Origin of the sequence: Streptomyces sp. NBC_00443, assembly GCF_036014175.1 — a bacterium.
In the GTDB taxonomy this organism is placed as follows: Bacteria; Actinomycetota; Actinomycetes; order Streptomycetales; family Streptomycetaceae; genus Streptomyces.
In genome coordinates this window covers 7,876,318-7,898,169 of the sequence record NZ_CP107917.1, presented here as the reverse complement: position 1 = coordinate 7,898,169, position 21,852 = coordinate 7,876,318, and the positions used below count along the sequence as shown (strand labels likewise).

Here is a 21,852-nt window from a genome sequence, read left to right as displayed (position 1 = left end):
GAGTGGTCATGACGCCAGCCCCTCGGCCAGCGGACCCAGCGCCAGCGCCGGGAAGTACGTCAGACCGGTGATGATGATGATCGTGCCGACCAGCAGACCCGCGTAGAGGGGCTTGTCGGTCCGCAGGGTGCCCGCGGTTTCCGGGACCGGTTTCTGCTCTGCGAGCGAGCCGGCCAGCGCCAGCACGAACACCATCGGCAGGAAACGGCCGAACAGCATGGCCAGGCCCAGCGTCGAGTTGAACCACTGGGTGTCCGCGTTCAGACCGGCGAAGGCCGAGCCGTTGTTGTTCGAGGCGGACGTGTAGGCGTACAGGATCTCGGAGAAGCCGTGCGCCCCGCTGTTCGTCATGGAGTTGCCCGGCGTCGGCAGCGCCATGGCCGCGGCGGTGAAGATCAGCACCAGCGCCGGAGTGATGAGGATGTAGCAGGCCGCCAGCTTGATCTCGCGGGAGCCGATCTTCTTGCCCAGGTACTCGGGCGTACGGCCGACCATCAGACCGGCGATGAACACCGCGATGACCGCCATGATCAGCATGCCGTACAGCCCGGAGCCGGTACCGCCGGGCGCGATCTCGCCCAGCATCATCCCGAGCATGGTGATACCGCCGCCAAGACCCGTGAACGAGGAGTGGAAGGAGTCCACCGCACCGGTCGAGGTGAGCGTGGTCGCCGTCGCGAAGATCGACGAACCGCCGACACCGAACCGGACCTCCTTGCCCTCGTACGCCCCGCCCGCGAGGTCGAACGCCGGACCGTGGTGGGCGAACTCGGTCCACATCATCAGCGCCGTGAAGCCGAGCCAGATGGTGACCATCGTCGCGAGGATCGCGTAGCCCTGCTTCACCGAGCCGACCATCAGGCCGAAGGTGCGGGTCAGCGCGAACGGGATGACGAGGATGAGGAAGATCTCGAACAGGTTCGAGAACGGGGTGGGGTTCTCGAACGGGTGGGCACTGTTGGCGTTGAAGTAGCCGCCACCGTTCGTGCCCAGCTCCTTGATCGCCTCCTGCGAGGCGACCGCACCGCCTTTCCACTGCTGCTGCCCGCCCATGAACTGGCCGACCTCGTGGATGCCGGAGAAGTTCTGGATGGCACCGCAGGCGACCAGGACGACCGCGGCGAGGGCGGCCAGGGGCACCAGGATGCGGACGGTGCCACGCACCAGGTCGGACCAGAAGTTGCCCAGCTCACCGGTGCGCGAGCGTGCGAACCCGCGCACCAGCGCCACCGCGACGGCGATACCGACGGCCGCGGACACGAAGTTCTGCACGGCCAGCCCGGCGGTCTGCACGACGTGGCCCATGGCCTGCTCGCCGTAGTACGACTGCCAGTTGGTGTTGGTGACGAAGGACACCGCGGTGTTGAACGCCTGGTCCGGATCGATCGCCGAGAAGCCCAGCGAACCGGGCAGCACGCCCTGGAGCCGCTGCAACAAGTACAGGAACAGCACGCCCGCCACCGAGAAGGCGAGCACACCACGCAGATACGCCGGCCAGCGCATCTCGGTGTCGGGGTTGGCACCGATGCCCTTGTAGATCCACTTCTCGACACGCCAGTGCTTGTCGGAGGAGTAGACCCTGGCCATGTAGGTGCCGAGGGGTATGTAGGCGAGAGCCAGCGCGCCGATCAGGGCGAGCAGTTGGAGGACGCCTGCGAGTACGGGACCCATGTCTGCTCTCAGAACCTCTCCGGGAAGATCAGGGCGAGGACGAGATAGCCCAGCAGGGCGACGGCCACGACGAGGCCGACGATGTTCTCGGCAGTCACAGCTTGGTCACCGCCTTGGCGACGAGCGCCACCAGCGCGAAGCACGCGATCACGGTGACGACGAAGGCCAGATCGGCCATCGTGAACTCCTGGAGTGAGGAACGGTTGAACAGGGACGATTCGAGGAAACAGCCTTTGTGGCCGGATTCGGCCGCCGTTGACGGGTCCCTTACGGCGCACTGCGCCTCCTTGACGGGACTCATACGCGGACCGGCCCGAGGTCAGAACAAGCGGAACCGCAGCCGGCAGATCACCGCGTCGGTCTCCCGCCGCACGGCGTGCGCGACGACGGCGCCCTGCTGGTTCTGCAGCAGCCGCTGCCACAGCCGCTCCGGCTCGGTCTCCGGGATCAGGACGGTGACCCGGGTGGCCGGCTCGGCCGCCATGACGTCCCGGACGTAGGCGGCGATGGGGCGGCCCAGGCTGCGCCGCTCGCAGCTCAGCCGCACCAGCGGCACACCGGGGTCCCACTCGGCCCAGGACCGCTCCAGGGCGTGCAGGGCTACCCGGTCCTCGGGGTCCGGGTAGCAGACGGAGACGGCACGGACCTCGTCACCGAGGGAGGCCGCAGCGGTCAGGGCCTCCGAGGTGAGCCGGGACAGCGACGACAGGGGGACGATCACGACGGACCGGTCGCTGTGACCAGCACGAGCACGGCCAGGCACAGCCACAGGCGGTCGTCGTGTAGGGCGGGGAAGGCGGAGGTCAGTGCGGCCACTCCGGCCGTGACGGCGACGGCGACGTTGAGGACGTAGTCCAGCACGAGCGAGGCCGCCGCGACCAGGCTCGTGCGCTTGCCGAGATGTGCCCTGGCCACGGCGTAGGAGCCGTCGCCGTCCGGGAAGGCCGCGATCACCTGGCGGTACGAGGCGATCAGCACCGCCGGCAGGGCGGCGATGGCCAGCGTGACGGGGAGCGTGAAGCCGAGGCCGTGCGCGCCGGCGGCGGCCAGGACGAGGACGATCGCCTCGGGCCCGTAGGCCACCGACGCCATGGCGTCGAGCGAGAGGGCGGCCAGCCCGGTGACCGCGGTCAGCCGGTGTCGGTCACCGGTTTCCGGCGGCTCCTCGTCGGGGGGGGACGCCCCGGGCGCGGCGGTCAGGACGACATGGTGCGGGCTCCTTCGTACGGAACGAACAGACGCGCGCGTAAACCCGCGCGCGAGGCACCAAGGTTCTGTCCGGATCCCGCCGTTCCTTGCCACTCCTTGCGCGTTCTTCGCGCCGAACCGGCCGTCCTTGACGGCACTTTGACGTCCAAAGGGCGCGGGGAGCTGCGCGACAGGCCGCAGGCGACCCGCGCCCGCCGAGAACAGGCGCCCCGCCCCGGCGCACGCACAGTGACTCTCGGTGTCCACCGCCGAGAGACAGCCGGCCCCTCCCCCGTGCGGCCCAACCCCGCCCATACGACCCCGAGCTCTATCAATGCCGCTCGCCACGCTCCGACCCGGCCAGTCTTAACGGAAGCTTGACGCTCACAGCCCTCCGATCCGTGGGCCCATGCGTCACTCTCCGCTTACGCTGATCCCGCCGTCCGCGTGATGGCCGAAATCGCGCCGACCGCACATCAGGAGCACGCCGATGGCCACGACCGAACAATCGACGTCCAGTCGTGTGCGCTCCTGGATGCTGCAAGGGCTCTCCGACATCGGCAAGGGCCACGGCCCCCAGGGCCCGCACGCCGAGCCGGAGCCCGCCCACAAGGGCCAGCCCTGGTACCGCGTCATGTGTCTCACCGGCGTCGACTACTTCTCGACCCTCGGCTACCAGCCTGGCATCGCGGCCCTCGCGGCCGGCCTGCTCTCCCCCATCGCCACGATCGTGCTCGTGATCGTCACGCTGGCGGGCGCCCTGCCCGTCTACCGGCGGGTGGCCGAGGAGAGCCCGCACGGCGAGGGCTCGATCTCGATGCTGGAGCGGCTGCTGTCCTTCTGGAAGGGCAAGCTGTTCGTCCTGACCCTGTTGGGCTTCGCCGCCACCGACTTCCTGATCACCATCACCCTGTCGGCGGCCGACGCCTCGACGCACCTGGTCGAGAACCCGCACCTGAACAGCGCCCTGCACGACCAGCAGCTGGTGATCACCCTCATCCTCGTGGCCCTCCTCGGCGCGGTGTTCCTCAAGGGCTTCCTGGAGGCGATCGGCGTCGCCGTCGTCCTGGTCGGCATCTACCTCGCGCTGAACGCGGTCGTCGTGGTCTCCGGCCTCTCTCACGTCATCACCGAGGGGCATGTGATCACCGACTGGTCCAGCGCCCTCACGGCCGAGCACGGCAACGTCTTCGTCATGATCGGCGTGGCCCTGATCGTCTTTCCCAAGCTCGCGCTCGGCCTGTCCGGATTCGAGACCGGCGTCGCGGTGATGCCGCACGTCAAGGGCGACCCGGGTGACACCGAGGCACGGCCGAAGGGCCGTATCCGGGACACGAAGAAGCTGCTCACCACCGCCGCCCTGATCATGAGCTGCTTCCTGATCACGACGAGCTTCATCACCACGCTGCTGATTCCCGAGAAGGAGTTCGAACCGGGCGGCCAGGCCAACGGCCGCGCGCTCGCGTTCCTCGCCCACGAGTACCTGGGCGGCGCCTTCGGCACGGTCTACGACGTCTCGACGATCGCCATCCTCTGGTTCGCCGGCGCCTCCGCCATGGCCGGGCTGCTCAACCTGATGCCCCGCTATCTGCCCCGCTACGGCATGGCCCCGCACTGGGCGCGCGCGGTGCGCCCGATGGTCATCGTCTTCACCCTGGTCGCCTTCCTCGTCACCTGGATCTTCGACGCCGACGTCGACGCGCAGGGCGGCGCCTACGCCACCGGCGTGCTGGTACTGATCAGCTCCGCCGCGATCGCCGTGACCATCGCGGCCCGCAAGGCCGGTCAGCGGAACTGGACCATCGGCTTCGCGGTCATCTCCGCGGTGTTCCTGTACACCACCGTCGTGAACGTCATCGAGCGCCCCGACGGTGTGAAGATCGGCGCCTGCTTCATCGCCGGCATCATCGTCATCTCCCTCCTCTCGCGGCTGACGCGCGCCTTCGAGCTCCGCGTCACCAGCGTGACCCTCGACGACATGGCGAAACGATTCGTCCGGGACATCGCCAGCCGCAAGATCCGCTTCATCGCCAACGAACCCGACCAGCGGGACAAGGCCGAGTACCGCGACAAGATCGAGCAGATCCGCAACGACAACGACGTCCCCGTCCAAGAGGACTTCGTGTTCGTCGAAGTGACGGTCACCGACCCGTCCGAGTTCGAGGCGGGCGTGACCGTACGCGGCGAGGTCCTGCACAACCGCTACCGCGTCCTCACCCTGGAGTCCTCCTCCATCCCCAACGCCCTGGCCGCGCTGCTCCTTCACGTCCGCGACACGACGGGCTGCATCCCCCACATCTACTTCGAGTGGACCGAGGGCACCCCCTTCGCCAACTTCCTGCGCTTCTTCCTCTTCGGCCAGGGCGAGGTCGCCCCGGTCACCCGCGAAGTGCTGCGCGAGGCGGAGCCCGACCGTGACCGACGGCCCCGGGTGCACACCGGCTGAAACGGCCGCGGGCATCAGGATCGCGTCAAGATTGCACCGTAAGGCGTCAGAGCACCGACAGCGGCGGTCCTTCCGGCGCCCCGGACCCCTACCGTCTGCACTGTGCAGGAAGCGGATTTCGTCCGGTGCCGACCGGCGACCGCCACTGGCGTGGCAGCGCCCGGTTCGCCGTGGGCTGCGCCCTGGGCTTCCTCGGCATGACCCTGCTGGTCGACCTCGACGGGGAGACGCTGACCCCGCCGCGCGCCCTGCTGTGGCTGGCCCTGACCGCCCTGCTGTTCACGATCCTGTTCCCCCAGCGGGTGACCGCGGGCCCTGGCTGGCTGGCGGTGCGTGGCCTCGTACGACGACGGTCGGTGCGTACGGACGCACTGGTCGCCGTACGACAGCACGGCCGCGTCTCCGCTCTGCTGACCCTGCGCGACACGGACGGCTGCCGACTGGATCTGGACCCACGGATCCTCGTCGCCAACCCGCTGCTCTGGCACGAGTTGGACACCGGGGTACGCCGCTCGCTCGAACGCGGAACGCTCCTCGAAGGCACGGACGTGGTCGAGCGGTTGGGCCACCAGATCGACGACGCCACGGCGCAGGCGGTGCTCAGGGCGTCGGGGATGTTCTGAACGGCGTGCGCCGCGGAGGACGTACCACTATCCGGCCGTACTGCATCCGCCCGGCGATCTCGACCCGCAGGACGACCGGCGCACCGGCATCACCGGCAGGACGCGCTTTGACCTTGGCGTAGTCGACGGCCAGGGAGTCGGTGTCCACCACCACACCGGGCCGCGTCACCAGCCGCAGCGTGCCGCCGCGCATGTCCAGGTCGATCCGCAGCGTTGCGTCGGATGTCACCGCCTGCGTGAAGTCGAGGGTCACATCACCCCAGGACGACTCGATCTCCAGCTGCCGGGGCACCACCCAGGCCCCGCCCCGCAGGGCCCGAACCGCCCTGTTGCTCGATGCGGACGACGTCCTTGACCTCGACACCGCCCGGCGCCGCCGGCAGATCCACCGTCAGCTCGGCCAACTCGCCCACCGTGCGGGCGGAGAGAGCGGCGGTCACCCGCTCGTCCAGCTCCTCCATGCTCAGCCGGCCGCCCCCCGCCGCGGCGTTCAGCTCGTCCACCGCACGGTCCCGGTCCGTGTCCGAGGCCCGCAGCCCCGTGCGCGACAGCCCAGCCGCCATACCCACACCCCGTTCGAACCCGGCCGACGCCACTAACGCTATATCGCGTTATACCCAACGGCCAACCCCCTGCCTCGAGTTCCGCGCCCGGCCCCTATCGTGACCGGCATGCAGTCCTACACGATCGGCCAGGCGGCGCGGCTGCTCGGCGTGAGCCCCGACACCGCGCGCCGCTGGGCGGACGCCGGCCGCGTCGCGACCCACCGCGACGACACCGGACGGCGACTCATCGACGGCAGGGACCTCGCCGCGTTCTCCGTCGAACTCGCCAGGTCCGGCAGCGACGAGGAGGAGGCCTCCTACACCTCGGCCCGCAATGCCTTCCCCGGCATCGTCACCGCCATCAAACTCGGCGACGTGGCGGCCCAGGTGGAGATCCAGGCCGGCCCGCACCGGCTGGTCTCCCTGCTGACCCGCGAGGCGGTCGAGGAACTGGGCCTGGAGGTCGGCATGGAGGCCACCGCCCGCGTGAAGTCGACGAACGTCCATATCGACCGCACGTAACCGGACAGGCGACGTCGTTACGGTAGGGCCGGAGTCCGCAAAACCACACAAACCCCCACCTACTCCCCCTCCCCTCACACTCCCACCGTCTGCGAGGCGTCCCTCCATGAGCCTGAGCATCCGCAACCAACTCCCCGGCACGATCACCGCCATCACCCCCGGCGAGGTCATGGCGACCGTCAAAGTCCGCCTCGACACCGGTCAGGACCTCACCGCGGCGATCACCCGTGACGCCGTCGAGGACCTCGGCCTGACCGAGGGAACCGACGTGACCGCCCTCGTGAAAGCGACGGAGATCTCCCTCTCCACCGCGCCGATCAGCGGCCTGTCCATCCGCAACCAACTCCCCGGCACGGTCACCGGCATCGCCACAGGCGGCGCGATGGCCTCGGTGAAGATCGCCATGGAGGGCGGCAGCATGCTGACGGCGGCCATCACCAGGGACGCCACCAACGACCTCGCCCTCACCCCCGGAATGCCCGTCGTCGCCCTGGTCAAGGCGACCGAGGTGGCACTGACGACCGCGTGACGCACGAGGGCTCCGCCCGACCGAACACGGCCGGAGCGGAGCCCTCGATCACCTACGCCGGTGCGTCAGCCCTCGTACGCATCCATGGGCGGGCAGGAGCACACCAGGTTCCGGTCGCCGAAGGCCTGGTCGATCCGGCGCACCGGCGGCCAGTACTTGTCGGCGGCCGACACCCCGGCCGGGAACACGGCCTCCTCACGGCTGTACGCGTGCTCCCACTCACCGCCCAGCGCACCGGCGGTGTGCGGAGCGTTCCGCAGCGGGTTGTCGTCCGCGGGCCACTCACCCGAACCGACCTTCTCGATCTCCGCACGAATGGCGATCATCGTCTCGCAGAACCGGTCGAGTTCGTTCAGGTCCTCGGACTCGGTCGGCTCGATCATCAGCGTTCCGGCCACCGGGAACGACATCGTCGGCGCGTGGAAGCCGTAGTCGATGAGCCGCTTGGCCACGTCGTCGACGCTCACCCCGGTCGCCTTGGTCAGCGGCCGCAGATCGATGATGCACTCGTGCGCGACGAGTCCGCCCGGCCCGGTGTAGAGGACCGGGAAGTGCGGCTCCAGCCGCTTGGCGATGTAGTTGGCGGACAGCACCGCGACCTGTGTGGCCCGCTTGAGCCCCTCGCCGCCCATGAGCCGTACGTACGACCACGAGATCGGCAGGATCCCGGCGGAACCCCAGGGCGCGGCCGAGATCGGGCCGACGCCCGTCTCCGGCCCGGCCGCGGGCTGCAGCGGGTGGTTCGGCAGATACGGCGCCAGGTGCGCACGTACACCGACGGGCCCGACGCCCGGACCGCCACCGCCGTGCGGAATGCAGAAGGTCTTGTGCAGATTCAGATGCGAGACGTCGCCACCGAAGTGGCCCGGCTTGGCAAGCCCCACAAGGGCGTTGAGGTTGGCGCCGTCGACGTACACCTGCCCGCCGGCCTCGTGCACCTGAGCGCAGATGTCGGCGACGTGCTCCTCGAACACCCCGTGCGTCGACGGGTACGTGATCATCAGCACCGACAACTCGTCCCGGTGCTTCTCGATCTTCGCCCGCAGATCCTCGACGTCGATCTCACCGTCGTCGGCCGTCTTCACGACGACGACCTTCATGCCGGCCATGACGGCGCTTGCGGCGTTGGTCCCATGGGCGGACGACGGGATCAGACAGACGGTCCGCTGCTCGTCCCCGTTGGCCCGGTGGTACCCGCGCACGGCGAGCAGCCCGGCCAGCTCACCCTGCGACCCGGCGTTGGGCTGCAGCGACACCTTGTCGTAGCCGGTGACCTCGGCGAGACGTTCCTCCAGCTCACGGATGAGCGTCAGATAGCCCTGCGCCTGCTCGGCGGGCGCGAAGGGGTGCAGCTGTCCGAACTCCGGCCAGGTGACCGGCTCCATCTCGGTCGTCGCGTTGAGCTTCATGGTGCAGGAGCCCAGCGGGATCATGCCGCGGTCGAGCGCGTAGTCGCGGTCGGCGAGCCTGCGCAGGTAGCGCAGCATCGCAGTCTCGGAACGGTGCTGGTGGAAGACGGGGTGCGTGAGGACCTCGTCGCCGCGCAGCAGGCCGGCCGCAAGGGCGTCCTCGGCTCCCTCGTCCAGCGCCTCGACGTCACCCCCGACCCCGAACGCCGTCCATACGGCGCCCAGTTGGGCCCGCGCGGTGGTCTCGTCGCAGGCGACGGACACGTGGTCGGCGTCGACGAGGCGCAGGTTGACGCCGTTCTGCCGGGCCGCGGCGACAACTTCGGCGGCCTTCGCAGGCACCCGCACGGTCAGCGTGTCGAAGTAGGAACCGTGCACGACCTCGACCCCACCGGCCGTGAGGCCCGCGGCGAGGATGGCGGCGTACCGGTGCGTGCGCCGGGCGATACCGCGCAGCCCCTCCGGGCCGTGGTACACGGCATACATCCCGGCCATCACGGCGAGCAGCACCTGAGCCGTGCAGATGTTGCTGGTCGCCTTCTCCCGACGAATGTGCTGCTCACGCGTCTGGAGCGCCAGCCGGTACGCCCTGTTCCCATCCACATCCACGGACACACCCACGAGCCGCCCGGGCAGGCTGCGCGCGAACTTCTCCTGTACGGCCATGTAGCCGGCGTGCGGCCCGCCGAAGCCCATCGGCACACCGAACCGCTGCGTCGTCCCGACCGCGATGTCCGCCCCGAGCTCACCGGGGGACTTCAGCAGCGTGAGCGCGAGCAGATCGGCGGCGACGGTGACGAGGGCGCCGAGCTCATGGGCCTGATCGATGACGGGCTTGATGTCCCGTACGGCACCGGAGGCGCCCGGGTACTGGAGCAGCACGCCGTTGATCTCACGCCCGGCGATCTCGGCCGGAATGCCGTCGCTGAGGTCGGCGACGACGACCTCCACGCCGGTGGGCTCGGCCCGGGTCTCGATCACTGCGATGGTCTGCGGAAGCACGTCCGCGTCGACCAGGAACAGCCCCTTCTTGTTCTTGCCCATCCGCAGCGACAGGGCCATGGCCTCGGCCGCCGCGGTCCCCTCGTCCAGCAGCGAGGCACCGGAGGTCGGCAGCCCGGTGAGGTCGGCGACCATGGTCTGGAAGTTCAGCAGGGCCTCGAGCCGCCCCTGCGAGATCTCGGGCTGATACGGCGTGTAGGCCGTGTACCAAGCCGGGTTCTCCATGACATTGCGCAGGATGACCGGCGGCGTGAAGGTCCCGTAGTACCCGAGCCCGATCATCGAGTCCAGCACCTGGTTGCGATCGGCGAGCGACCGCAGCTCGGCGAGCACCTCGGCCTCGGTACGCGCCCCCGGCAGTTCGAGGGAGTCGGCGTTCTTGATCACATCCGGCACCGCGGCGGCGGTGAGCTCGTCGAGCGAGCCGTACCCGACCTGGGCGAGCATCTTGGCCCGAGCCTCATGATCAGGGCCGATGTGACGCTGCTCGAAAGGAATACCCTGCTCGAGCTCGGAGAGCGGAATGCGATGGGCGGTCATTGCGGAGGCCTCCTGGTCTGACACGACCTTCGAGGGGCACCACGGCGCGGGTACCCGGACGGCCTCCCCCTCTGTCATCTCAACCTGAGAGCTTCACCGGGTCACCACAAGGCTCCCGGTTTTCACCGTCGGTGAGAGCGGAGGCCAACGGCACCCGCCCTGCTTTCCAGAGTGACCTCGTCCGTGCGGTACGTGTGCCTGAGAGATTCCGGGGAGGATTTGCTCCTTCGGCGCCTCCGGATGGTTCCCGGAGGACTCTCCCGCACGGGGTCAGCAGCCGCTAGCCAGCCTACCAGCGGGGTCAACGCACGGTCCTTCGAGTGGCCGCGCTCACCAATGTGCCCTTTCGTAGTGCTTACGGATGAGTTGCGACCAAGTGGAGGGCCCGTGCAGACCGACATCGATCCGCGCAATCTGATCGGCCGCAAGGCCTTCGACCGCAACGGCACCAAGATCGGCACCATCGACGAGGTCTATCTCGACGACGCGACCGGAGTGCCGGAATGGGCGGCGATACGCACCGGCCTGTTCTCCCGGGACGCCTTCGTCCCCCTGGAGCCCAGCGATCTGGTCGAGGGCAGCCTCCACGTCCCCTTCGATCGCGCCCTCATCAAGGACGCCCCCGACTTCGGCGTGGGCCGGCATCTCTCCCCCGAGCAGGAACTCCAGCTCTACCACCACTACGGCCTCGATGTAACCGCCCCACCCCCACCCCCCTACCGGGACTTCGGCAACCTGGCAACCACAGAGACCCCGGACGACAACGGCCCCAAAACCCCCCACCACCACCCCTGAAGCCACACCGGTCGCCCAGCAGGACCGCCGATACGAAAACCCAGGACACAGACGCGCCAGCACCTCGCAGCCACCCACCCCAGACGCCCCGAGCCGGCAGCCCCCACCCAGCTGCAGGCCCAGTTGCGGGCAGTCGTGCCGCTGGGGCGGCACGGGTGGGCGCAGCGGCACCCCGCGAGCGCGGGCGAGCGACCCACCCCAGACGGCGACCCCAGCGCCGAGCTCCCGGGGAACCAACCCGCGTCCGGTTCCGCCCCGCCCACGCCCTACCCGGGCACCACGGGCGGCGCCTTCCCCACGCCCCGACCACGACGCTCCCCTTCCCGTCCCAGGAGACCGGCCTCCACTCCTAAAACCCCACCAACCCCATGCCCCCCACCTTCCGCATCTCCCGCAGACACCCCACGTCTCTCCCGCACCAACGGCAACGGCTCCGCCGCCTCCAGCCCCGGATCGTCCACCCGGAACGTCCGCACCCGCCCCGGCGCCGACGACTCAGGCGTCTCGAACCGCACAGTCACCCGCCCAAGCCCGCTCCCCTGCACCCACCCATGCCCGTACTCGACGTGCCGCACATCGTGCCCCGCAACCCACCGCCGCTCGACAGGCAGCGCAGCCTCCCGCTCCCCGGGTGACTCTTCGCGGTCGCCCTCCTCGCCGTGCTCGACCCGCTCCCCCGCCACCTGCGCGAACAGATCCTCCTGCGTGTAGTCGGCCAGCCCACTGACCCCGACCCCCAGCAGCCGTACCCCACCCGTCGTGTCCACGGAGTCCAGGAGCCGCAGCGCAGCCTCCCGCACCACACCCGGGTCATCCGTCGGCCCACGCAACGTCTCGGACCGGGTCAGGGTCGAGAAGTCGTACCGCCGCACCTTCAGCACGATGGTCCGCCCGGACAACCCGGCCCCCCGCAACCGCCGCACACAACGATCGGCCAGCCGCTGCACCTCCAGCCCCACCCGGACCCGGTCGTGGATGTCCACGTCGTACGTGTCCTCGACGGACACCGACTTGGCCTCCCGCTCCGCCACCACGGGCCGCTCGTCGTGCGCCAGCGCCATGGCGTACAGGGCATGCCCATGGGCCTTGCCCAGCAGCCGCACGAGCTCGTCCTCACCCGCCTCGGCGATCTCGTCGACCGTGTGGATCCCGGCCCGCCGCAGATGGTCCCCGGTCGCCGGCCCCACCCCGGGCAAGGTCCGCACCGACATCGGCGCGAGCAACGCCCGCTCCGTCCCCGGCTCGATCACCACCAGCCCGTCGGGCTTGGCCTCCTCGGAGGCGATCTTCGCCAGCATCTTGGACGCGGCCAGGCCCACTGACCCCGCGAGCCCGGTGACAGCCCGTATGTCGGCGCGCAGCTTCACCCCCACCAGCCGCGCGGACTCCTCGTCCCAGGCCGCTCCACCGGCCTCCAGGTCCACGAACGCCTCATCCAGGCTCAGCGGCTCCACCAGCGGCGACAGCTCCCGCAGCAGGCCCATCACGTGCTCGCTGACGTCGCGGTAGATCCCGAAGCGCGGCACGAGATACGCGGCGTTGGGAGCCAGCCGACGCGCCTGCCCCATGGGCATCGCCGAGTGCACCCCGAACACCCGAGCCTCATAGGACGCGGTGGCGACGACTCCCCGAGGCCCGAGCCCGCCCACGATCACGGCTTTCCCGCGCAGGCTCGGCTTGGATGCCTGCTCCACCGAGGCGTAGAAGGCATCCATGTCGAGATGCAGGATCGTAGGCGCGTTCCTCACATCTCCGATGCTGCCTCACGCCACTGACAATGCCCTGCCGCAACCGCCCGATACGCGGCCCCTGGCCGACCGATGGACCCCACCCGGCAGGCCCGCCGCACTCCTTACACAGGTGCGCCGGCGAAGACTGCTCAGACCGCCCGGTTACGCCGTCGCGCCAGTTCGTCCGCCGGGTTGTGCCCGACCAGCGTCTCCCCGGTGTCGATCCGCTCCCCATGCAGCTGCGACAAGGCACTCTCGACGTCCCGCCACACCACGCCCACGGCGATCCCGAAGACCCCCTGCCCACCCTGGAGCAGCGCGTGCACCTCGTCCGGGGAACTGCACTCGTAGACCGTCGCACCGTCGCTCATCAGCGTCAGGCGCTCGAGATCCCGAAAGCCCCGCTCCCGCAGATGCTGGACGGTGGTACGGATGTTCTGCAGCGACACACCGGTGTCCAGGAACCGCTTGACGATCTTCAGGACGACGACGTCCCGGAAGCTGTAGAGCCGCTGCGTCCCCGACCCGTGAGCGGGCCGCACACTGGGCTCGACAAGGCCGGTGCGCGCCCAGTAGTCCAGTTGCCGGTATGTGATGCCCGCGGCCGCACAGGCCGTCGGACCCCGATAGCCGATCTGCTCGGTCGCCATGGACGCCGCCCCTCCGCCGCTGCTCGGCACGGCCGTCGGTCGCTGCGGAGCGTGATCGGCCGCGCTGCCCTGAAGCGGGCTGCTGTGAAGCGGGTACGGGCCGCTCGCCCCGAGACTGCGTCCCGGGGCACCCCCAGCCATACCGTCGCCGCTGCTTCTCACGCCGACCTCCGTCCTTGACCTGCCTTCTCGACGGTAGGCAGTCACCAGGGGTGCGTCAACGATCGCCACACTCGGCACGCCGAGTGATAATCACCCTAGGAGTGGTTTCCCGTGCCCCACCGCGGGGAAAGGCTAGCCGAATGCGCTCGGAGCAGGCCGCAGGACGCTCTCTCTCGCCGCTGGCAAATGCCGGCATTTGAGCCGTGACGGACTGTGGGCCGCACCACCACGGACCGCGGATCCCCAGGGCCGCCCACGCCCCCTCACTGACTGCTGGTGCCGAAGTCCTCGGGCGAGATCTGGTCGAGGAACTCGCGGAACTTCTCCACCTCGTCCTCCTGCTCGTCCGGAATCGCGATACCCGCGTCGTCGAGCACGCCGTCGCTGCCGTAGATCGGCGTTCCGGTGCGCAGGGCCAGCGCTATGGCATCGGAGGGGCGGGCACTCACCTCGACGCCGCTGGCGAATACCAGCTCGGCGTAGAAGACGCCCTCACGCAGATCCGTGATGCGTACTTCGGTGAGCTCCTGGCCGACGGCCTCCAGCACGTCCTTGAACAGGTCGTGGGTCAGCGGTCGCGCGGGGGCCATGCCCTGCTGGGCGAAGGCGATCGCCGTCGCCTCCCCAGGCCCGATCCAGATAGGGAGGTAGCGGTCGCCTCCCACTTCACGCAGGAGCACGATCGGTTGGTTGGAGGGCATCTCGACCCGGACACCTACGACATCGAGCTCGTTCACACAGCAACCCTAGGCCGTGCTCGGGACGTTTGGGTAGTCGGGCCGAGAACGGGTGGCCGATCCGGGCTCCCCACCCTTGCCAGGCTCAGGGCAGCCGCACCCCGAGAGCGGTCTGCACCAGGGCGGCGTGCAGCTTCACGGCGAGCCCCGCCAGTTCCTTCGCACGCGCCTCGGCATGAGCCCTGGTCTGCGGGTTGCGGTGCCGCCGCAGGGGCGCCACGACCTGGTCCACGAGCCCGGCCTCACGATCTGCGGCGGCCTTCATCACCCGCAGATGCCGAGGCTCGATACCGAACCGCCCCAGCTCGACGACGAGCGAGGCCACGGTGACCGCCTCCGCGTCGTACGCCCCGTCGGGTAACGGGGCGATCAGGCCGTACGACTCCCATTCCGCGAGCTCCTGCTCACCGATCTCGGCGGCGACGAGCAGCTCGGTCCGCCCGATCCGGGCCGCCGTGGGCGCCTCGACGGACTCCAGGACCGTTTCTCCATCACGCTGCCGGCACACGGTCGGCAGCGGCGCGACCTCACCGCGCTCCATGGCGTCCAGGTGCTCGCGGATCACCTTGAGCGGCAGGTAGTGGTCCCGCTGCATCCGCAGGACGTGGCCGAGCCGCTCGACGTCCTGCGCGCTGAACTTGCGATACCCCGAGGGGGTCCGCTGCGGCTCGACGAGCCCCTCCGACTCCAGGAAGCGGATCTTGGAGATGGTGATGTCAGGGAACTCGTCGCGCAGCACGCTCAGCACCGTGCCGATGCTCATCAGCCGACCGTCCGTGGCGGCGATGCCGTGCCCGGCACCGCCGCTCGGTGTTTTCAGCATGGACCTTCCCTGGGTCTCCCCGGACGGGCTCCGGGGGAGGGTCAGTAGCCCCGCTGGCTCGCGTAGAAGACCAGCCGGTACTTGCCGATCTGCACCTCGTCACCGTTGTTCAGAGCGACCTGGTCGATGCGCTCGCGATTGACGTACGTGCCGTTCAGGCTGCCGACGTCGGCCACCGTGAACGAGCCGTCCTGAGCGCGACGGAACTCCACGTGCCGACGCGAGACCGTCACGTCGTCCAGGAAGATGTCGCTCTGCGGGTGCCGGCCGGCCGTGGTCAGATCGCCGTCCAGGAGGAAGCGGCTGCCGGAGTTCGGCCCGCGACGCACCACCAGCAGCGCGGAGCCCAGCGGCAGCGCGTCGACGGCCGCCTGCGCCTCCGGCGACAGCGCCGGGATCGCCGTCTGACCGGTGGTCTCGGCGTCGTAGGCCTCAAGACCGGAGATGGAGATCGTGGAGGTCGTCTCGGACGGACGCTCGGGCGTCGCACCCGGCCGCAGCGGGGCGCCGCAGTTGGAACAGAAGCGGCTGTTCTCCGCGTTACGGTTACCGCACCTCGTACACACCAGGGCCGACATCGGGGAAAACCCTCCACCCGTACTTGAGGTTGACGGTTGCCCGAAACCTATGTCGCCGGACTGGCCAGGGTCAACTGACGGCGCGCCCTGACCACCGGAAATGTCACCACCCGGCCCAGGCACCTGGTCCCTGAACAAGGGGCGCTGGCCCTCATCGTCCCCCTGTGCGCGATGACGAGCGGTCGCGTTGTCGCTACCCTCTCGCGCGCTCTTGCCGAACAACTTCGCAAACAACTTCACGGGCGATTCCCCTTGACCGAAACAGACCCGCCCGTGGGGCAGGACGAACCCTGACTGCACTCCCTGGCCGACCCGGACATCTTCACAACGTCCGTCTCCACCAGACAGTTTCCACCACGCACCACCCATTCGGTGCGCCGACCCCCCGCAACCTCATGCCCTCGCCTGACGTCCCCCATGCACCGTCGGTTCACTGGGAGGACGACCGAGCGTAGTCAGGCCGCTTCGCCGCTCGCAAGGCGTCCACGACGATCTTGTCCGACCGCTCGATGGTCACGGTGGCCTGCTCCTTCTCGAGAGTCTGAACCACGCCTCCAGGGATGTTGAGCGCCGGTTCGAGGTCCTGCGACTTGCCGATGACCTTGAAACGATAGGGAGCGTTGATCTTGTTCCCGTCGACGCTGACGCTGTTGCCGGCGTCGGTCAGATAGGTGCCGGCGACGACGCGTACGCCGTTCACCTGGATCGCTTCCGCGCCGGCCGCGCGCAGCTCCTGGATCGCGTCGAGCAGCATGTCCGCCTCGACCGTCCCCTTCGAGTCGTCGATGGTCATCGTGATGCCGGGTCCCTGAGCCGCCACCGTGCCCGCCAGAATGCCGAGTTGTCTCTCCTTCTCGACCGTCTGCTTGCGGGCCTCCTCGGCCTGGTTCGAGCTGTTCTCCAGTTCGTCGCGCTGCTTCTCGAGACCTTGCTTCTCGTCCTCAAGACGCTGAGTACGGTCATCCAGTTCATCGAGGATGCGAACGAGATCTTCCTGACGTGCGCCGCGCAGGGCGCCGTCACCCTCACTGTTCGACGCAACCTGGACGGCAAGGCCGAAGCCGAGGCCGAACAGCAGGACAGCGACGATGAGTTGGGCCCGACTGAGCCGTGGCGGCCACAGCCCCTTCACGAGCCGCTGCCGACCGGTCTGGTCGGTCGCCGGCCCCTCGGCGCCGTCCGCGGCCTCCGGGGCCTTGTCCACGGCCTCGTTCGCACCCGCCGGCATCTCCTCGGGCAGCTCCTTGCGCAGCCTGTTCGCCGGTGTCTGCTCTTCGTTGCTCATCGGCCTCACGCCCGGAACACGTGCCGGCGAATCGCCGCGGCGTTGGAGAAGATACGGATGCCGAGCACGACGACCACGCCGGTGGACAGCTGGGCGCCCACGCCCAACTTGTCGCCCAGGAACACGATCAGCGCGGCGACGACCACATTGGACAGGAACGACACGACGAAGACCTTGTCGTCGAAAATGCCGTCGAGCATGGCCCGCAAACCACCGAAGACGGCGTCGAGAGCCGCCACGACGGCGATCGGCAGATACGGCTCGACGACCGCCGGAACCTCTGGCCGGACCAACAGGCCGGCCACGACTCCCACGACGAGGCCCAGTACGGCGATCACGATGTGCCCTTCTCGGTTTTCTCGGTATTCGGCTGTGCTGTACGTACGGTCACACTCGGGGCGGCAGGCAGCCGGAGATCGTCCTGCACGGAAATGCCGGTCCGGATCCCGAAGTTCTCCTGCAGGGCGTGCAGATACAGGCCGTCGGCGCTGTCCTGGAACCTGGTGCTCAACCGCTCGCCGTCCCCCACCGCGAGCACCGTGTACGGCGGAACCAGCGGCTTGTTGTCGACCAGTATCGCGTCTCCCGCGGCCCTGATCGCCGACAGGGCCGTCAACCGCTGCCCGTTGATCGAAATGGCCTCGGCGCCGGACTCCCACAGCCCGTTGACCACTCGCTGCATGTCGCGGTCGCGCACCCGGCCGGTGTCGGAGAACCCGGACGTTCCGCGCGGGTCGCCGTCGCTGCCCGAGGCGGTCTCCTTGGCGTCGTTGACGATCAGCTTCACACCGGGCCCGTGCACCTCGACAGCGCCCGCCAGGATGCCCACGAGCTCCCCCTGGCCACTGTCACCGGTCGACTTCAGCGCCTCACGCTGCCGCGCGCTCACGTCGTCGCGGAGCTTGTCGACGGTCTCCTCCAGCTGGTCCGCCGCCGAGGTCTCACGGTCGATGCGATCGACCAGCTCCTCGCGCTCCTTCGCCACGACGGGCGCCGCAACCCGCGCCTGGGCCGCCCCCACGGTCACCACGAGCGCCGCGAGCACCAGACCGGCAGCGAGCCCCAGCTTCGCCCTGAGCGTCTTGGGCAGTCCTGTGTCGCCCGCGGCCTTCTTGCGCGCGGCTGCCTCGGCGTAACCGTCGTCGAGGCTGTGATCCATGACGTTGGTGAGCAGCGACATGGACGCGTCCGGGCGCGCGGGGCGCGTAGATGTGCTCCGAACGGGGGGCTGCTGCGGCATGCCGCACATCGTCGCACGTCGCCGCCGATACCTCCGAATGGCCCCACCGGCGTGCCGGACGGGCCCCCTGGGGGTGCCTGTCCGGCACGCGCGCGTGGTCCGTGCCTCAGCGGCCGGCGCTGTCCACGACCGCCGCCCATTCATCGAGCAGAGCCTGCGCGGAGGCGTCGTCCGGACCCTCGGCCCACAGATGGGTGACCGCCTCGGCCGGGTCGGGCAGCACCATCACCCAGCGCCCGTCCGTCTCCACGACCCGCACGCCATCGGTCGTGTCGACAAAGCGATCTCCGGCTTCCTCCACGACCCGGCGCATCACCAGTCCCTTGACGGCCCAGGGAGTCGCAAGATCCCGCTTGATGACATGGGCCCGCGGAATCCGCGCATCGATCTGGCTGAGCGTGAGCTGCGTCCGCGCCACCAGGCCGATCAGCCGCACGAAGGCGGCCGTACCGTCGAAGACACTGCTGAACTCGGGGACGATGAACCCGCCCCTACCGTCCCCGCCGAAAATCGTCGTGTCGTCGCGACCGACCCGGGTCAGGTCGTCCGGCGAGGTCGTCGTCCATTCCACCTGCGTCCCGTGGTAGGCCGCCACCTGCTCGGCAATCCTCGTCGTGGTCACCGGCAGCGCCACACGCCCGCTACGCCGCTCGGCGGCCACCAGGTCGAGCATGACGAGCAGGGCCCGGTCGTCCTCGACGATCCGCCCCTTCTCGTCCACCAGCGACAGCCGCTCACCGACCGGGTCGAACCGCACCCCGAACGCGGCACGCGCGGACGCCACGATCTCTCCCAGGCGCACCAACCCCGACCGGCGCGTATCCGCCGACTCCGTGGGCCTCGACTCGTCGAGACCGGGGTTGATCGTCAGCGAGTCCACACCGAGCTTGCCGAGCAAGCTGGGCAGCACGAGCCCCGCGCTTCCGTTCGACGCGTCGACGACGACCTTGAGCCCCGACTCCGAAACCCCCGTCGTATCGACGTTCCGCAGCAACGACCCGGTGTACGAGTCGAAGACACTGGCCGGGAAATGCAGGTCCCCGATCTCTCCGGGGAACGCACGCCGGTACTCCTGCCGCGCGAAAACCCTGTCCAGCTTCCGCTGACTGGCCTGCGACAGATCTGCACCCCGCCCGTCGAAGAACATGATGTCCACGGAATCCGGCACTCCGGGCGTCGTACGGATCATGATCCCGCCGGCACTGCCCCGCGCGGTCTGCTGCCGCGCCACGGGCAGCGGTACGTTCTCCAGGTCCCGTACGTCGATGGCACTGGCCTGCAGCGCCGAGATGACCGCCCGCTTGAGCGCACGGGCACCGCGGGAGTGGTCGCGAGCAGTAGTGACGGTGGACCCCTTCTTCAGGGTCGTCGCATACGCGCCGGCGAGTCGCACGGCAAGCTCGGGTGTGATCTCCACGTTCAGGATTCCGGAGACGCCACGGGCACCGAACAGATGCGCCTGGCCCCTCGACTCCCAGATCACCGAGGTGTTGACGAAGGCACCGGCCTCGATGGTCTTGAACGGATAGACGCGCACATTGCCCTGGACGATCGATTCTTCACCGATCAGGCACTCGTCACCGATGACCGCGCCGTCCTCGATCCGGGCCGCTCGCATGATGTCGGTGTTCTTCCCTACGACGCAGCCGCGCAGATTGCTGTGCTGCCCGATGTACACGTTGTCGTGCACGACAGCCTTGTGGAGAAAGGCTCCGCTCTTCACGACCACGTTCGAGCCGACGACGGTGTGCTCACGGATTTCCACACCGGCCTCGACCTTGGCATAGTCCCCGATATAAAGGGGCCCACGGAGTACGGCATCCGGATGCACTTCGGCGCCCTCCGCCACCCAGACGCCCGGGGAGATCTCGAAGCCGTCGAGCTCGACGTCGACCTTGCCCTCCAGGACGTCGGCCTGCGCCTTCACATAGCTCTCGTGGGTGCCGACGTCCTCCCAGTAGCCCTCCGCGATATAGCCATAGATGGGCTTGCCTTCCTTCATGAGCTGAGGGAAGACGTCGCCGGACCAGTCCACGGGGACGTCGGCCTCGACATAGTCGAAGACCTCGGGCTCCATGACATAGATACCGGTGTTCACCGTGTCCGAGAAAACCTGACCCCAGGTCGGCTTCTCAAGGAAGCGTTCGACCTTGCCTTCCTCGTCGACGATCGTGATGCCGAATTCCAGCGGATTGGGCACACGCGTCAGACAGACAGTGACGAGCGCACCCTTTTCCTTGTGGAAATTGATCAGCTCGGTGAGGTCGAAGTCGGTCAGGGCATCACCGGAGATGACCAGGAAAGCATCGTCCTTCAACGCCTCTTCGGCGTTCTTGACGCTTCCAGCGGTACCGAGTGGCTTCTCCTCATTGGCATAGCTGAGCTCCATTCCGAGCTCTTCACCGTCACCGAAGTAGTTCTTGACCAGGGAGGCCAGGAACTGCACTGTCACGACGGTTTCATTCAGCCCATGCCTTTTGAGCAGCCGCAGAACGTGCTCCATGATCGGCCGGTTGGCCACCGGCAGGAGCGGCTTGGGCATGCTTGAGGTCATGGGACGAAGGCGTGTGCCTTCGCCCCCGGCCATCACGACGGCCTTCATGTCGGAAGCGTCCTCCTCGAAGAGACGACTGTCTAGCCGACTTCACCCGTCCAGATTGTCCCGCACTTTTCCGCCGCGGGCCATCGAGCGCTACGCGCTCCAATCCGCGAGTTCAATCGGCCATGGCGTCCGCACGGACCAGGCGGCGGACTTGTACCACGTAGAGGACTCCTGCCCACCAGTACAGGGTTGTACCCCATCCGGCGAACGCCCATCCGAAAATAGCAGCGAGTGACGGGAGCCATCCGCTTCCGTCGCTGAGCAGCAGCAGCGGGAAAGCGTACATCAGGTTGAACGTGGCAGCCTTCCCAAGGAAGTTCACCTGCGGTGGCGGATAGCCATGGCGTCTGAGGATGCCCACCATCACCAGCAGAAGCAGCTCACGCGCCAAAAGTGCAGCGGTCAACCAGACCGGCAGAATCTCGCGCCAGGTGAGGCCGACCAGAGTCGAGAGAATGTAGAGCCGGTCGGCCGCGGGGTCGAGGAGCCGGCCCAGGCTGCTGATCTGGTTCCAACGCCGCGCGAGCTTGCCGTCCAGGTAGTCACTGACGCCACTCAGAGCCAGCACCAGAAGTGCCCAGCCGTCACTCTTGGGCCCACCGAACTCAGGCCTGAGAATCAGCCACAGGAACAGCGGCACGCCAACGAGCCGCGCCATGCTGAGGATGTTGGGGATGGTGAGCACTCGATCCGTCTGGACGCGAGTCTCCTGGACCTCCACCCGGGGGCCTCCTGTGGGAAACGTACCTACGATGCCCCCTGACCCTACCTCAAC

Annotated in this window: 21 protein-coding genes, 1 pseudogene and 1 riboswitch; of the genes and pseudogenes, 5 read left to right on the top strand and 17 right to left on the bottom strand. The window is 68.7% G+C overall.

Going from position 1 to position 21,852, the window contains the following annotated elements:
• Positions 1-6 precede the first annotated feature (6 nt).
• The 4 genes and pseudogenes from kdpA to OHO27_RS35920 all read right to left on the bottom strand — a co-directional run bounded on the left by kdpA (position 7) and on the right by OHO27_RS35920 (position 2,871).
• A complete protein-coding gene (kdpA, locus tag OHO27_RS35935) occupies positions 7-1,671 on the bottom strand; it encodes a potassium-transporting ATPase subunit KdpA (RefSeq protein ID WP_328429104.1) in 1,665 nt (554 codons plus the stop codon).
• Positions 1,672-1,679: 8 nt separating this feature from the next.
• A complete protein-coding gene (kdpF, locus tag OHO27_RS35930) occupies positions 1,680-1,769 on the bottom strand; it encodes a K(+)-transporting ATPase subunit F (RefSeq protein ID WP_016434100.1) in 90 nt (29 codons plus the stop codon).
• On the bottom strand, positions 1,766-1,972 hold the full coding sequence (locus tag OHO27_RS35925; RefSeq protein ID WP_328429103.1) for a hypothetical protein: 207 nt from the start codon (positions 1,970-1,972) through the stop codon (positions 1,766-1,768). The genes kdpF and OHO27_RS35925 overlap by 4 nt, the downstream gene beginning before the upstream one ends.
• 18 nt (positions 1,973-1,990) lie before the next feature.
• A pseudogene (locus OHO27_RS35920) lies at positions 1,991-2,871 on the bottom strand (hypothetical protein).
• A 478-nt stretch (positions 2,872-3,349) separates the two neighbouring features.
• Here OHO27_RS35920 and OHO27_RS35915 point away from each other — a divergent pair.
• Positions 3,350-5,305 carry an amino acid transporter gene (locus OHO27_RS35915; protein ID WP_328429102.1) on the top strand — a complete coding sequence of 652 codons (1,956 nt, stop codon included), beginning with the start codon at positions 3,350-3,352 and terminating at the stop codon, positions 5,303-5,305.
• 125 nt (positions 5,306-5,430) lie between these two features.
• Positions 5,431-5,928: a hypothetical protein gene (locus tag OHO27_RS35910; RefSeq protein ID WP_328429101.1), complete on the top strand. Its 498-nt coding sequence runs from the start codon at positions 5,431-5,433 to the stop codon at positions 5,926-5,928.
• On the opposite strand, the gene OHO27_RS35905 is transcribed toward OHO27_RS35910, so the two are convergent.
• On the bottom strand, positions 5,906-6,220 hold the full coding sequence (locus OHO27_RS35905) for a hypothetical protein (RefSeq protein WP_328429100.1): 315 nt from the start codon (positions 6,218-6,220) through the stop codon (positions 5,906-5,908). The two genes, OHO27_RS35910 and OHO27_RS35905, sit on opposite strands and share 23 nt — an antisense overlap.
• Positions 6,183-6,491 carry a DUF1707 SHOCT-like domain-containing protein gene (locus OHO27_RS35900; RefSeq protein WP_328429099.1) on the bottom strand — a complete coding sequence of 103 codons (309 nt, stop codon included), beginning with the start codon at positions 6,489-6,491 and terminating at the stop codon, positions 6,183-6,185. The genes OHO27_RS35905 and OHO27_RS35900 overlap by 38 nt, the downstream gene beginning before the upstream one ends.
• A gap of 108 nt (positions 6,492-6,599) precedes the next feature.
• Here OHO27_RS35900 and OHO27_RS35895 point away from each other — a divergent pair, with 108 nt between their 5' ends.
• Both OHO27_RS35895 and OHO27_RS35890 read left to right on the top strand, forming a co-directional pair.
• Entirely contained in the window at positions 6,600-6,995 is a 396-nt protein-coding gene (locus tag OHO27_RS35895) for a TOBE domain-containing protein (RefSeq protein ID WP_328429098.1), read from the top strand.
• Between the two features lie 106 nt (positions 6,996-7,101).
• Entirely contained in the window at positions 7,102-7,524 is a 423-nt protein-coding gene (locus OHO27_RS35890) for a TOBE domain-containing protein (protein WP_328429097.1), read from the top strand.
• 65 nt (positions 7,525-7,589) lie between these two features.
• Here OHO27_RS35890 and gcvP read toward each other — a convergent pair whose 3' ends face one another.
• Complete coding sequence (gene gcvP / locus OHO27_RS35885; RefSeq protein WP_328429096.1) at positions 7,590-10,475, bottom strand: aminomethyl-transferring glycine dehydrogenase; 2,886 nt, start codon at positions 10,473-10,475, stop codon at positions 7,590-7,592.
• 176 nt (positions 10,476-10,651) lie between these two features.
• Positions 10,652-10,748, bottom strand: a riboswitch (glycine riboswitch).
• A 114-nt stretch (positions 10,749-10,862) separates the two neighbouring features.
• Here gcvP and OHO27_RS35880 point away from each other — a divergent pair.
• Entirely contained in the window at positions 10,863-11,270 is a 408-nt protein-coding gene (locus OHO27_RS35880; protein WP_328429095.1) for a PRC-barrel domain-containing protein, read from the top strand.
• A gap of 266 nt (positions 11,271-11,536) precedes the next feature.
• Here OHO27_RS35880 and OHO27_RS35875 read toward each other — a convergent pair whose 3' ends face one another.
• The 10 genes from OHO27_RS35875 to OHO27_RS35830 form a co-directional block, all read right to left on the bottom strand.
• Complete coding sequence (locus tag OHO27_RS35875; protein WP_328429094.1) at positions 11,537-13,018, bottom strand: DNA polymerase IV; 1,482 nt, start codon at positions 13,016-13,018, stop codon at positions 11,537-11,539.
• A gap of 131 nt (positions 13,019-13,149) precedes the next feature.
• On the bottom strand, positions 13,150-13,812 hold the full coding sequence (locus OHO27_RS35870) for a MerR family transcriptional regulator (RefSeq protein ID WP_328429093.1): 663 nt from the start codon (positions 13,810-13,812) through the stop codon (positions 13,150-13,152).
• A 263-nt stretch (positions 13,813-14,075) separates the two neighbouring features.
• Positions 14,076-14,549 carry a bifunctional nuclease family protein gene (locus OHO27_RS35865; RefSeq protein WP_004002801.1) on the bottom strand — a complete coding sequence of 158 codons (474 nt, stop codon included), beginning with the start codon at positions 14,547-14,549 and terminating at the stop codon, positions 14,076-14,078.
• Between the two features lie 85 nt (positions 14,550-14,634).
• Entirely contained in the window at positions 14,635-15,372 is a 738-nt protein-coding gene (ftsR, locus tag OHO27_RS35860; RefSeq protein ID WP_328429092.1) for a transcriptional regulator FtsR, read from the bottom strand.
• Positions 15,373-15,413: 41 nt separating this feature from the next.
• Complete coding sequence (locus OHO27_RS35855) at positions 15,414-16,319, bottom strand: FHA domain-containing protein (RefSeq protein ID WP_328429091.1); 906 nt, start codon at positions 16,317-16,319, stop codon at positions 15,414-15,416.
• A gap of 61 nt (positions 16,320-16,380) precedes the next feature.
• Positions 16,381-17,235: a DUF881 domain-containing protein gene (locus OHO27_RS35850; protein ID WP_328429090.1), complete on the bottom strand. Its 855-nt coding sequence runs from the start codon at positions 17,233-17,235 to the stop codon at positions 16,381-16,383.
• Positions 17,236-17,240: 5 nt separating this feature from the next.
• Positions 17,241-17,573, bottom strand: coding sequence for a small basic family protein (locus OHO27_RS35845; protein WP_003988855.1), 333 nt, complete (start codon positions 17,571-17,573; stop codon positions 17,241-17,243).
• Positions 17,570-18,484, bottom strand: coding sequence for a DUF881 domain-containing protein (locus OHO27_RS35840; protein WP_328429089.1), 915 nt, complete (start codon positions 18,482-18,484; stop codon positions 17,570-17,572). Before OHO27_RS35840 ends, OHO27_RS35845 begins: the two co-directional genes overlap by 4 nt.
• Positions 18,485-18,581: 97 nt before the next feature.
• Entirely contained in the window at positions 18,582-21,077 is a 2,496-nt protein-coding gene (locus OHO27_RS35835) for a mannose-1-phosphate guanyltransferase (protein ID WP_328429088.1), read from the bottom strand.
• Between the two features lie 112 nt (positions 21,078-21,189).
• A complete protein-coding gene (locus tag OHO27_RS35830; RefSeq protein ID WP_328429087.1) occupies positions 21,190-21,798 on the bottom strand; it encodes a CDP-alcohol phosphatidyltransferase family protein in 609 nt (202 codons plus the stop codon).
• Positions 21,799-21,852 lie beyond the last annotated feature (54 nt).